Source organism: Kineosporia sp. NBRC 101731, assembly GCF_030269305.1.
Lineage (GTDB): Bacteria > Actinomycetota > Actinomycetes > Actinomycetales > Kineosporiaceae > Kineosporia.
On record NZ_BSTC01000005.1, the window covers coordinates 360,959 to 372,660 of the forward strand.

The 11,702-nt window shown below is 70.8% G+C and carries 12 protein-coding genes; 10 read left to right on the plus strand and 2 right to left on the minus strand.

All coding sequences use genetic code 11. The features are described 5' to 3' along the window. The first annotated feature begins 209 nt into the window (after positions 1-209). On the plus strand, positions 210-824 hold the full coding sequence (locus QSK05_RS17115) for a MepB family protein (RefSeq protein WP_285598227.1): 615 nt from the start codon (positions 210-212) through the stop codon (positions 822-824). A gap of 221 nt (positions 825-1,045) precedes the next feature. Here the strand turns inward: QSK05_RS17115 and rpmB are convergent, their stop codons facing one another. After that, complete coding sequence (gene rpmB / locus QSK05_RS17120; RefSeq protein WP_231487458.1) at positions 1,046-1,231, minus strand: 50S ribosomal protein L28; 186 nt, start codon at positions 1,229-1,231, stop codon at positions 1,046-1,048. A 318-nt stretch (positions 1,232-1,549) separates the two neighbouring features. Here rpmB and QSK05_RS17125 point away from each other — a divergent pair, with 318 nt between their 5' ends. The 9 genes from QSK05_RS17125 (at position 1,550) to QSK05_RS17165 (ending at position 10,876) form a co-directional block, all read left to right on the plus strand. Continuing rightward, positions 1,550-3,514, plus strand: a complete 1,965-nt coding sequence (locus QSK05_RS17125) for a DAK2 domain-containing protein (protein WP_285598228.1) — start codon at positions 1,550-1,552, stop codon at positions 3,512-3,514. Positions 3,515-3,570: 56 nt separating this feature from the next. Beyond that, positions 3,571-5,820 (plus strand): ATP-dependent DNA helicase RecG, encoded by a 2,250-nt coding sequence (gene recG / locus QSK05_RS17130; RefSeq protein ID WP_285598229.1) that lies wholly within the window; start codon positions 3,571-3,573, stop codon positions 5,818-5,820. A gap of 7 nt (positions 5,821-5,827) precedes the next feature. Next, a complete protein-coding gene (gene rsmD, locus QSK05_RS17135; RefSeq protein ID WP_285598230.1) occupies positions 5,828-6,406 on the plus strand; it encodes a 16S rRNA (guanine(966)-N(2))-methyltransferase RsmD in 579 nt (192 codons plus the stop codon). 233 nt (positions 6,407-6,639) lie between these two features. Then, positions 6,640-7,167, plus strand: coding sequence for a pantetheine-phosphate adenylyltransferase (coaD, locus tag QSK05_RS17140; protein ID WP_352301561.1), 528 nt, complete (start codon positions 6,640-6,642; stop codon positions 7,165-7,167). Between the two features lie 118 nt (positions 7,168-7,285). Further along, positions 7,286-8,122, plus strand: coding sequence for an ATP synthase subunit B family protein (locus QSK05_RS17145; RefSeq protein WP_285598232.1), 837 nt, complete (start codon positions 7,286-7,288; stop codon positions 8,120-8,122). A gap of 177 nt (positions 8,123-8,299) precedes the next feature. Next, positions 8,300-8,830, plus strand: coding sequence for a YceD family protein (locus QSK05_RS17150; RefSeq protein WP_352301665.1), 531 nt, complete (start codon positions 8,300-8,302; stop codon positions 8,828-8,830). A 4-nt stretch (positions 8,831-8,834) separates the two neighbouring features. Beyond that, positions 8,835-9,038, plus strand: coding sequence for a 50S ribosomal protein L32 (gene rpmF, locus QSK05_RS17155; RefSeq protein WP_231445300.1), 204 nt, complete (start codon positions 8,835-8,837; stop codon positions 9,036-9,038). A gap of 71 nt (positions 9,039-9,109) precedes the next feature. Then, entirely contained in the window at positions 9,110-9,889 is a 780-nt protein-coding gene (rnc, locus tag QSK05_RS17160; protein ID WP_285598234.1) for a ribonuclease III, read from the plus strand. A gap of 3 nt (positions 9,890-9,892) precedes the next feature. After that, complete coding sequence (locus QSK05_RS17165; protein WP_285598235.1) at positions 9,893-10,876, plus strand: Fpg/Nei family DNA glycosylase; 984 nt, start codon at positions 9,893-9,895, stop codon at positions 10,874-10,876. A gap of 29 nt (positions 10,877-10,905) precedes the next feature. Here the strand turns inward: QSK05_RS17165 and QSK05_RS17170 are convergent, their stop codons facing one another. Further along, positions 10,906-11,646, minus strand: a complete 741-nt coding sequence (locus tag QSK05_RS17170; RefSeq protein WP_285598236.1) for a winged helix-turn-helix domain-containing protein — start codon at positions 11,644-11,646, stop codon at positions 10,906-10,908. Positions 11,647-11,702: the final 56 nt, after the last annotated feature.

An 11,702-nucleotide genomic window follows, 5' to 3' on the forward strand; every position in this document is an offset into this window, starting at 1 on the left:
TCCCGCAGGACCGGAAACGTTCCGTGCGGCATGCGCGGACGGATCTTCCCCGACGACGGGGGCCGGACCGGATCCCGGTCCCGCCCCTCGTGCGATGTGTACACATGGCACACCTGGTACCAGGTGTACATGTTCCGAGCGCTCCCGTGCTCCGGCCCGGTCGCGGGGCGGGCCGGGCATTTCAGATCTTCGAGGACGGAACTCCAGCCATGAGCGCGCAGGATCAGACCGATCACGACAACCAGCAGGCCGAACCGGCTGAGGTCACCAGGCCGGCCGCCGTTTCCGCGGTGTGGTCCGCGCCGACGCCACCGGACCTGCTGGTGCTCAAGGAACAGGTCTTCGACCCGCTGGGCATCGTCTGCACCGGTCTCACGCCCGAGGCCGCGGCCGAGGGCGCTGAGTACGCCGCGCACAAGGTCCGCCTCGACGGCGCCCCGGTGCGACTGCGCTCGGCCCGTAAGACCCCGGAGAAGAACGGCCTGTTCGTCACCCTCTGGCTGCGCCGGCCGACCGGGACGATCCGGCCGTTCGCGGTCGGCGACAAGGTGCGGCTCTTCGTCGTCACCGCCCGCGAGGACGATCACTTCGGGCACTTCGTGTTCCCGGCCGGGGTCCTGGCCCGCCAGCGGATCCTCTCCTCCCCGGACGCCGACGGGAAACGGGCGTTCCGGGTGTACCCGCCGTGGTCGGCCCCGCACAACGCGCAGGCTGCCCGCACCCGCGGCTGGCAGCGCGAGTTCTTCCTGCCCCTGGACTCCGCCACCGGAGTGGATCTGGAGCGGGCCCGGCAGCTCTACGCCCCCGCGATCACCGGCTCCTGACGCCGGCGGACGCCCTACCAGGGCCTGGCGTGGGCTCCCCTCGCCCTTTCGTGATCATGCCGAACCTCCCATGACATCCCGGGCCTCCCGGGCGCGTCGTGAAGGTCCATGCCCCCTGCAGGGCACCCGGCACCGGGCGTGGCCCGTCGGAGAAGGGTGGGGGCGCAAACGAGAACCGCCGGGCCACCCAGAGGGTGCCCGGCGGTTCCTGAAACTGTGTATCAGCGGCTGACCTTGCCGGCCTTCAGGCAGGAGGTGCAGACGTTGACGCGCTGCGGCGTGCCACCGATGGTGGTGCGGACGCGCTGGATGTTCGGGTTCCAGCGACGCTTCGTCCGGCGGTGGGAGTGCGAGACGCTGAAGCCGAAGCCCGGCCCCTTCTTGCAAACGTCGCAGTTGGCGGCCACGTTCATCTCCTGAGGTATCGAACTGATGCTTGGTGCGGGCGGTCGGATCTCTTGCCCGGCGGCACTTGGGCCGCCGCGGGCAGGGCAGACCTACCACGCTCCCGAGCAGAGTAGCCGAAGCGCAGGCCCCGGCCCAAACCGGAGCCTGCGCGAGCAGGGCAGCTCCGCCGATCGGATCGTCGCTCTGAACGTGACAGGCCCGGGCAATCGGTGTCCAATTCGGATGAACGGTGCATGAATGGCAGGTGAGCCGTGCGGGCGGATACATTCCGGCTGAAGCGGAATCTCGATCGGTGCCGACCAGTGGGAGGAGTGCGGGTGCTGGACGTTCTCGACCCTCCGGCCGCGCGACGCTGGGCGCTGACCGCGCTGGGTGCGCTCGCCGACGCCCGTGAGGAGATCGACGCCCTCAACGTGTTCCCGGTTCCGGACGGTGACACCGGCACCAACATGTACCTGACCCTCGAGGCCGCCGTCGCCGCCGTGCAGGCGCTGCCCCCGCACGCATCCGTCGCCACCGTGGCCGACGCCTTCGCCCGGGGCGCCCTGCTGGGGGCCCGGGGCAACTCCGGGGTGATCGGTGCACAGCTGCTGCGGGGCTGGGCCCAGGTGCTGGCCGAGCACAGCGAGCTCACCGCGCAGACCGCCGTCGAGTGCTTCCGCCGGGCCGACGAGCAGGCCTGGAAGGCCGTGCACCACCCGCTCGAGGGCACGATCCTCTCGGTCAGCCGGGCCGCGGCCGAGGCCGCGCGCACCGCGGCGGAGTCCGACCTCGGCGCCGACCTGGAGACCGTGGTGAGCGCCGCCGCCGAGGCCGCCCAGCTGGCACTGGCCCGCACCCCCGGGCAACTGCCCGCGCTGGCCGCCGCCGGGGTGGTCGATGCCGGTGGCCGGGGCCTCGTCGTCCTGCTCGACGCCCTGGCCGAGGTCGTGATGGCCGACCACACCCATCGTCAGAAGCACCGTCAGTACCGCCGCCGGCGTCGTCCGGCCAACCTGCCCGCTCTCGACTTCAGCACCTGTCACGGGAGGACACCGGTCGCCCCGGCGACCCCGGCGATCGGGATCCCGGCCCGGGTCGGCCCGGGCGCGGTCGTCCACGAGCACGGTCGCGGGCGGGGTCACGGTCCCGCCGCGGACGGCGTGCGGCGGCTGGTCGATCTCCGCACCGTGCACGACCACGAACCCGAGTGGGGTGACGGGACCGAGCTGCAGGAGCTGCACGAGGTGGTCCGGCAGGGGATTGCCCCGCGGGGGAGCGCGCGGTGCGTGACCGGTCCGGAGGCCGGCAACGAATGGGGCGCCGACGTCCCGGGGCCGGCCCGCCGGACGGGCAGTGAGCTGTACGAGGTGATGTTCCTGCTCGACACCGATCCCGAGCACGGCGACGAGAGGGTGGACGAGCTACGCGCCGAACTGGGCCGGATCGGTGACTCGCTGGTGATCGTCGGCGGCCCGGAACTCTGGCAGGTGCACGTGCACACCCCGGACGCGGGCGCGGTGGTGGAGCGCGCGATCGTCGCCGGGCACCCGCACCAGATCCGGATCAGTCATCTCGGGGGGCCGAACCGGGCGGAGCCGCCGGGGGCTCCCGGACCAACCGGTCCCGAACGTCGTTCCCGCACCACCGGCCTGGTGGCCTGTGCCGCCGGGCCGGGGCTGGCCGAGCTCTTCGCGAGCACCGGAGCGGTCGTGGTCGCGGGAGGACCGGGGCGGCGACCGTCGACGGCTGCGATCCTGGCCGCCATCCACCGCACCCACAGCACCGAGGTGGCCGTGCTGCCCAACGACGCCGACACCCTCAGCGTCGCCCGTATCGCCGCGGCCTCCGCGCGGGCCGAGGGCGTGCGGGTGACGGTCGTGCCGACCCGGGCCCAGGTGCAGGGACTGGCCGCGGCCGCCGTGCACGACGGGCACCGGCGGTTCGACGACGATGTGGTGGCGATGTCCGCGTCGGCCGGCGGGGCCCGCGACGGTGCGGTGACCGTGGCCGTGCGGAATGGACTCACCAGCGCGGGGGAGTGCAGGATCGGGGACGCGCTCGGGGTGGTCGACGGGGACTTCTCGGTGGTCGGCGCGGACCTTCCCACGGTCGCGACCGAGGTCCTGGACCGGCTGCTGGCCTCCGGCGGGGAACTGGTCACCATCGTTGTCGGTGCCGGAGGGCATGATGCCCTTGCCCGCTCGGTGGCGGCGCACGCCCGCGGTCTCGGCCGGGGCCTGGAGGTGAACGTCGTGAACGGCGGTCAGCCCAGGTACCCGCTCCTGATCGGGGTGGAGTAGACACAGCTTCGGACAGGGGTGAGCGCTCGGTGGCGACAGCGGGGCCGACGGAATCGATGCCGGAACGTCTCCGGGAACCCCTGACCAAGGTCCTCGGCAGCCGCACGGCGAACATGCTGAAGCGTGAGCTGGGCCTGGACACGGTGGGCGACCTGCTGCGGCACTACCCGCGCCGCTACATGGAGCTGGGTGAGCTCACCCCGATGGACTCGCTGCCCGAGGACGAGCCGATCAGCCTGGTCGCCGAGGTGCGCAAGGTCAGCGTGCGGGAGATGAAGACCCGCCGCAGCCGGATCATGAACGTCGAGGTCACCGACGGCCACGCCTCGCTCGACCTGACGTTCTTCAACAACGTGCACAAGCCGCAGAAAGAGCTGACCGTCGGGCGGCGGGCGCTGTTCAGCGGCAAGGTCTCGCGCTACAACAACCGCAAGCAGCTGGCCCAGCCGATGTACGAGCTGCTCGACGACGACGAGGACGGCGCGAGCGAGGAGAAACTGCAGGAGCGGCTGAACATGCCGCTGCCGATCTACCCGGCCACCGGCAAGGCCGGTTCCAACCTGATCCGGAACTCGATCCGCCCGGTGCTCGACACCCTGCCGCCCGACCTGCCCGACCCGGTGCCGGCGAAGATCCGGATGAAGCTCGGCCTGATCGACCTGAGCTCGGCGCTGCGGCAGATCCACCGGCCCGGCGACCGCGCCCAGCTGGCGGCGGCTCAGCGGCGGCTGAAGTTCGAGGAGGCCTTCATCCTGCAGACGCTGCTGGTCTGGCGGAAGGCGACCGACCGGCAGCAGCAGGCCACCCCGCGTCCGTACGTCCCCGGTGGTTTCCTCGACGCCCTCGACGAGCGGCTCCCGTTCCGCCTCACCGAGGGCCAGACCCAGGTCGGCGAGGAGATCGCGGCCGACCTGGCGCAGGAACACCCGATGCACCGGCTGCTCCAGGGGGAGGTGGGCTCGGGCAAGACCCTGGTGGCGCTGCGGGCGATGGCCCGGGTGGTCGACTCCGGCGGGCAGGCCGCGCTGCTGGCCCCCACCGAGGTGCTGGCCACGCAGCACCACCGCTCGATCTCGGCGATGCTCGGCGACCTGGCCGCGGGCGGCATGCTCGGCGGCGACGAACGGGGCACGAAGGTCACGCTGCTGACCGGCTCGATGAACACCGCCACCCGGCGCAAGGCGCTGCTGGAGGCGGCCTCGGGCGACGCGGGCATCGTGATCGGCACGCACGCCCTGATCCAGGACACGGTCCAGTTCGCCGACCTCGGCCTGGTGGTGGTGGACGAGCAGCACCGGTTCGGGGTGGAGCAGCGCGACGCGCTCCGGCAGAAGGGCGAGAACACCCCTCACCTGCTGGTCATGACCGCCACGCCGATCCCGCGCACGGTCGCGATGACGGTGTTCGGCGACCTGGAGACCTCGGTGCTCGACCAGCTCCCGGCCGGTCGCAGCGAGATCGTCACCCACGTGGTGCCGGCCCGCGACCCGCGCTGGATGAGCCGCACCTGGCAGCGGGTGGCGGAGGAGTGCCGGGCCGGGCACCAGGCCTACGTGGTCTGTGCCCGCATCGGTTCCGACGAGCCGACGCAAGACCTGCACGACCTGGAAGACCTGATCGACGAGGGCCAGCTGCACCTGGTCACCGACGCCGAGGCGGCGAAGTTCGACCAGAAGCTCAGCGAGGACAAGCGCCCGGCCGCCGCCGCGATCGACGTGCTGGCCACGCTGCGCGAGCAGCCCGAGCTGAAGGGCCTGGTCATCGAGCTGCTGCACGGCCGGATGCCCGCCGACGAGCGGGAGGAGGTGATGCGCCGCTTCGCCGCCAACGAGGTGCACGTGCTGGTGGCCACCACGGTGATCGAGGTCGGCGTGGACGTGCCGAACGCCACCGCGATGGTGATCACCGACGCCGACCGGTTCGGGGTCTCCCAGCTGCACCAGCTGCGGGGGCGCGTGGGCCGGGGCAAGGCGGCGGGCATCTGCCTGCTGCTGACCGAGGCCGGTCAGGGCCCTTCGCTCGACCGGCTGCGCGCGGTGGAGAGCACCCGCGACGGTTTCGAGCTGGCCCGTGTCGACCTGGAGACCCGTCGCGAGGGCGATGTGCTCGGTGCCCGGCAGTCCGGCCTCAGCTCGTCGCTGAAGCTGCTGCGCGTGCTGCGCGACGAGAAGGTGATCGTCCAGGCGCGCGAGGTGGCCACCGAGCTTTTGGACGAGGATGTGCGGCTGCGCGCGTACCCGCACCTGGTCGACGCGTTGCGTCCGTGGGTCGGTTCCGACCGCGCGGCCTTCCTGGACAGAGGTTGAGAACTCCGTGACACGCATCATCGCCGGTAGCGCCGGCGGACGTACGCTGGTGGTGCCCAGGGGCGATGCCACCCGTCCCACCAGCGACCGCACGCGCGAGGCACTGTTCGGTTCGCTGGACGCGCGGGGCCTGATCGAGGGCCTGCGGGTACTCGACCTGTTCTGCGGCTCCGGGGCCCTCGGGCTGGAGGCGATGAGCCGGGGCGCCAGCGAGGTGATCCTGGTCGACTCGGGCCGCCCGGCGGTCGACGCCGCCCGGCAGAACGTGTCCACCCTGAAGCTGCCCGGCGCCTCGGTGGTCATGTCGCCGGTACAGAAGTTCCTGGACGGTCGTCCGGCCGCCCCCGTCGGCCTGGTCTTCGCCGACCCGCCCTACCCCCTGACCGAGGACGAGCTGGAAGCCCTCCTGACCTCGCTGGCCACGAACGGCTGGCTGGCGCAGGAGGCCACGGTCGTGGTGGAGCGCAGCCGGCGCTCACCCGAGCCCCGCTGGCCCGAGGGCCTGCACCGGGAGGCCCACCGCCGCTACGGCGACACCTCGGTGTGGCAGGCGGTCTGGGACCCGGACCCGCCGGCGGCCGTCTAGGGCGTGTTTTGAAAGTCCATGCCTACTCCGGGCACCTCCTCGCTACGGCAGCGACTTCCAAAACACGCCCTAGCGCGGAGGCCACGAACGTCCGCCACTCCTGCGCCGCTCGTGATCATGCGAACTTTCCCCGGGGCTGACCGCGAGCGGGGGCGGGGAGCGGTAGGTGACAACAACGTCCTCCATCAGTGATCTACGCCCCACCCGTGGTGCGCCGCCCCCCGGGTAGCGTCGTGCCCGTGACCCGTCGTTGCGTGTGCCCCGGCAGTTTCGACCCGGTGACCAACGGTCACCTCGATGTGATCCGGCGGGCGGCGTTGCTGTTCGACGAGGTGGTCGTGGCGGTGGCGGGCAACCCGGCCAAGAAGTCGATGTTCCGGCTGTCCGAGCGGGTGGAGCTGATCGAGCGGAGCCTGGCCGATGTGCCGAGTGTGACGGTCGCGACGGTGGAGGGTGGCCTGCTGGTCGATTTCTGCCGCCGGGTGGGGGCCGTGGCCGTGGTGAAGGGACTGCGGGGCGGAACGGATTTCGCCTACGAACTCCCGATGGCCCTGATGAACCGCCACCTGAGTGGTGTCGAGACCGTCTTTTTGCCAGGAGAGCCCCGGTTCGAGCACGTTTCGAGTAGTTTGATCAAAGAGGTTGCGGCGCATGGTGGTGACGTGTCCGGACTTGTCCCGGACCATGTCCTGGCGCGCCTCCTGGAACGAGTCGGACGGGTTGGTCAGACTGAAAACGGTCAGCCCGATGCGGCCGGTTAAGAGCTCTCCGTAACGAATAAGTTACTCTGGGTTGTTTTCCACTTCCCCTCGCATCGGACCGAAGCGTGGAGGGAGGTCCCCGGTGAGTCTTCGCCGAACCTTGGATGCAATGGGCGCGATGGTTGAGCGTGCGTCGTCGGTGCCGCTCTCGGCGTCCTGCATGGTGAACCGCGCCGAGATGCTGGCCCTGGTGGAACGTGCCCGGGCCGAGCTGCCGGTCGAACTGGACCAGGCGGCCGAATTACTGGTGGCGCACCAGGAGGTCATCTCGCGCGCCGAGACCGAGGCCGAGGAGCTGCTGGCGCAGGCCCAGGCCGACGCCGAGCAGATGATCATGGAGAGCGCGCTGGTCGCGAGTGCCCGGGCGCGATCGGAACAGATTCTCGACGCCGCCCGGGACGAGGCGGCGCGGCTGCTGCGTGAGTGCGACATGTACACGGACAACCGGCTCGCGGCCCTGGAGGCCGACCTGCAGCGCACGATGGGACAGGTGCGGCGCGGTCGTGACCGTCTGCGCGACCGCAGTGAGCTGGACTATCTCGATCCGCTGGCGGACGACGCCGATCCCGAGGGTCGGGACGTGCAGGCCGAGCACGAGGCGGCCGTGGAGCGCCGGCGGGAGCAGGGTGCCCAGGAGGAAAGGACGCGGGCGCGGGCGCAGGCCTACGACCACCAGGTCGATACCGAAGACGCCTACGACCAGGAACGGGAGGGTGCGCCCGGGATTGCGTCCGGCGTTGCGTCCGGGGTTGCGTCCGGGCTGGACGGCGAGGTCACCGGGATCGACGCGGTGCCCGGGAACCCCGAGCCGTCGGGTGCCGGCCTGACGTCGCCCCCGCAGGAGCCCGAGCTGGTTCCGGTGGGCGTGGGAGCCGGGCCGGAGAGACGCGTGATAGATCTGACCGCGGTCGAGCGAGCTGCAGATCGCTCCGGTTTGGTTGACAGGGCGACCTGAAGTAACCTTGCCAGCTGGTCTTAGTGTGTCAGTCCGATCCCTGCGTGTGACCCGCCCCTGGTGGCGGCCAGCCCGCTCCGGACCGGAACTGTTTCGTGTAAGGAGAACACCATTCGTCTGAACGCCCGATCGCCCTACGTTCTCGACACCCGGGAACTCGGCCGGCGCCCGGGCACCATGCGGAAGGTGCAGCGGACAGTCCCGGCCCCGGCCGAGCTGGGCACCGAGGTGATCGGCATCCCCGAGGGCACCAATGTCGAGCTGGATCTCCGGCTCGAAGCGGTGATGGAGGGCGTGCTGGTCAGCGGCACGGTCTCGGCCGAGGCGGTGGGTGAGTGCATCCGCTGCCTGGAAGAGGTCCGGCTGGGTCTGAACGTCCAGATCGCCGAGCTGTTCAGCTACCCGGAGAACCGGGTCGCCGAAGACCAGGACGACGACCGGCAGGAAGTCGAGGACGACTTGATCAACCTCGAGCCCGCCCTGCGCGACGCGGTGGTTTCCGAACTGCCGTTCCAGCCGGTCTGCCGGGAAGACTGCCCGGGTCTGTGCTCCGAATGCGGAGTGCGGCTCGCAGACGACCCGGACCACAGTCACGAGGTGGCCGACCCCCGGTGGGCGGCACTTCAGGGCATCCTGACCGACGGGGTGTCATCGAAAGATTCCGGATCGCCCACAGTGGGCGTTGCGGACGAACCGAAGGAGAGCTGAAGGCGTGGCCGTTCCGAAGCGGAAGATGTCCCGCAGCAACACGCGGTCTCGCCGGGCGCAGTGGAAGGCGACGCCGACGGCGCTCACCGCCACGACGTCGGGTGGCACCACCACCTACTCCCGGCCGCACCAGGCGCAGGTCGTCACCGACTCCGCCGGCACCCCGCTGTACCTCGAGTACAAGGGTCGCAAGGTCAAGGACCTCTGAGTCTGAGCATGACTGCCGGGCATGCGTCGGACGGGAGATCCGTCTCCCTCTCGGGTCAGGAAACCGAAGCTGTGACTGACCTGTCTGACGCATCACCCGCGGTCCTGGATGCCGAGGCGCTCGCCAAGCACGACAAGCTTGTCGAGGTCCTCGGTGTCCAGGTCAGTCACGGGCTGCTCTTCAAAGCACTGACCCATCGCTCGTACGCGTACGAGAACGGTGGTCTGCCGACGAACGAGCGGCTCGAGTTCCTGGGCGATTCCGTCCTGGGTCTGGTCGTCACCTCGGCGCTCTACCGCAGTCATCCCACGCTGCCCGAGGGGCAGCTGGCCAAGCTGCGTGCCGCTGTGGTGAACATGCGCGCGCTGGCCGGCGTCGGCCGTCGCCTCGGTCTCGGCGAGTACCTGATGCTCGGCCGGGGTGAAGAGGCGAGCGGTGGTCGCGACAAGTCGTCGATCCTCGCGGACACCGTCGAGGCACTGATCGGTGCCGTCTACCTGGAGTCCGGTACGGAGATCGCCACCGAGCTGGTGCATCGTCTGGTCGACCCGCTGCTCGAGACGAGCGCGGAACTGGGCGCCGGTCTCGACTGGAAGACCAGTCTTCAGGAGCTCACCGCCACGGAGGGTCTCGGGGTGCCGGAGTACGCGGTCACCGAGGAAGGCCCCGACCACGCGAAGCTCTTCCACGCCGCGGCCCTGGTGCAGAACACACCGCGGGGCGAAGGAAGCGGCCGGAGCAAGAAAGAGGCCGAGCAGGAGGCTGCCGCGGCCGCGTTCGGCCGGCTGACCGCCGACCGTGCCGCCAAGGCTGCCGAAGAGACGGCCGAGAACCCGCCCGCCGGAGGCTGAACCGTGCCGGAACTGCCCGAGGTCGAGGTGGTACGGCGCGGTCTGGCCCGCTGGGTCATCGGCACCACGATCGACGAGGTCGAGGTGCTGCACCCGCGCCCGGTGCGCCGTCACGAGGCCGGGATCGACGACTTCGTCTCCCGGCTGAACGGCGTCACCGTGCTCGACGTGGTGCGGCGGGGCAAGTTCCTCTGGCTGAGCCTGGACTCCGGTGAAGCCCTGCTCGCCCACCTCGGGATGAGCGGCCAGTTGCTGCTCGAGGCGCCCGACGCCCCCGACGAGAAGCACCTACGGGTGCGGCTCGGACTGCGGGGCGGCACCGGTCGCGAGTTGCGGTTCGTGGACCAGCGGATGTTCGGCGGCCTGGCCGTGGTCGACCTGGTGAAGACTCCCGACGGTGGGCCCGGTGGTCTGGGCGGTGTTCCCGCGCAGGACGCCGCGGTGCCGCTCGGGTTGCCCGGGGAACCCGTGGGAGAGGGTCCGGTAGAGGGCGAGTATGCGGCCGGCGAGGCCCTGATCCCGGTGCCCGTGGCGCATATCGCCCGCGATGCGCTGGATCCCCGGCTCGATGTCGACCTGCTCGCCGCCCGCCTGCGCCGCCGCGAGACCGGCCTGAAACGTGCCCTTCTCGACCAGACGCTGATCTCGGGCATCGGCAACATCTATGCCGACGAGGCGCTGTGGCGGGCCAAGCTGCACTACGCCCGGGCCACCGAGACGCTGAACCGGCCCACCCTGAACCGGGTTCTGGCCGCCGCGCAGGACGTGATGCGCGAGGCCCTGGCCCAGGGCGGCACCAGCTTCGACAGTCTCTACGTCGATGTGAACGGTCAGAGTGGTTATTTCGAGCGGGGTCTGGACGCGTACGGGCGTGAGGGCGAGGCCTGTCACCGCTGCGGCAGTCAGATGCGGCGCGAGACCTTCATGAACCGGTCGTCGTTCTTCTGCCCGAAGTGTCAGCCGAAACCTCGCAGCGGCCGCTTCTAGTCCAGAGCTGATCCAGAGCTGATCCAGAGCTAATCCAGGCGGTAGCCGTAGCCCCGCAGCGTCACCAGGCGGTCGGCGTGAGCGCCCAGCTTCACCCGCAGACGGCGCACGTGCACGTCGATGGTGCGGTCGCCCGAGATGTAACCGGTGTGCCAGACGGCGCGCATCAGCTCGTCGCGGCCCAGGGCCTGGCCTCGGTGACGTTCCAGGAACGCCAGCAGGTCGAACTCGCGGCGGGTCAGCTCGACCGGTGAACCGTCGAGCTCGAGCGTGCGGCGTGTGGTGTCGACGTCGAACGGTTCTCCCGGCTCGCGGGGTTCGGTGCCCGAGGACGAGGTGCTTGAGGACGAGGTGCCCGCCGGCACCGGTGCCAACGCCGGCGTGCGGTGGACGGCGGGGGAGAGCCCGTCGGTGTCGTCGGACGCGGGGGCGGCCCAGCGTCGGGCGCCGTTCAGCGCAGTGCCGTTCAGTGCGGAGCCGTTCGTGGTCACCGGCGCGCCCCGGCCGGTACGCACCGGCTCGCGCAGCTCGATCTCCACGCTGGTCACCACGTCGGGTGCGACGGCGTGCACCAGATCTTCCACGGCGCGGGCGATTCCGCGCAGATCGGGCCCCGGGCGCTGCGGGGAGCGCTGATTCTGATCCTCCGCGCCCACCTCACGCGTGCCGCGGCGACCTTCGGCCGCCGCGCCGGGCACGCTGAGGCGGACGACCAGGCCGGACTGCGCATGGTCGCCTCGGTTGGCATCTGGTCCGGGTGAGGTCAACATTGAAAAGCTCCGGTCGCGTAGATCAGCAAGAACAGCCCACTGCGTGAGAGCCACGA

Excerpts from the sequence above, each read along its gene's own strand:
- QSK05_RS17115 (WP_285598227.1), top strand. The coding sequence starts at position 210 with ATGAGCGCGCAGGATCAGACCGATCACGACAACCAGCAGGCCGAACCG.
- recG (WP_285598229.1), top strand. The coding sequence starts at position 3,571 with ATGCCGGAACGTCTCCGGGAACCCCTGACCAAGGTCCTCGGCAGCCGC.
- QSK05_RS17145 (WP_285598232.1), top strand. The coding sequence starts at position 7,286 with ATGGTTGAGCGTGCGTCGTCGGTGCCGCTCTCGGCGTCCTGCATGGTG.
- QSK05_RS17150 (WP_352301665.1), top strand. The coding sequence starts at position 8,300 with ATGCGGAAGGTGCAGCGGACAGTCCCGGCCCCGGCCGAGCTGGGCACC.
- QSK05_RS17170 (WP_285598236.1), bottom strand. The coding sequence starts at position 11,646 with ATGTTGACCTCACCCGGACCAGATGCCAACCGAGGCGACCATGCGCAG.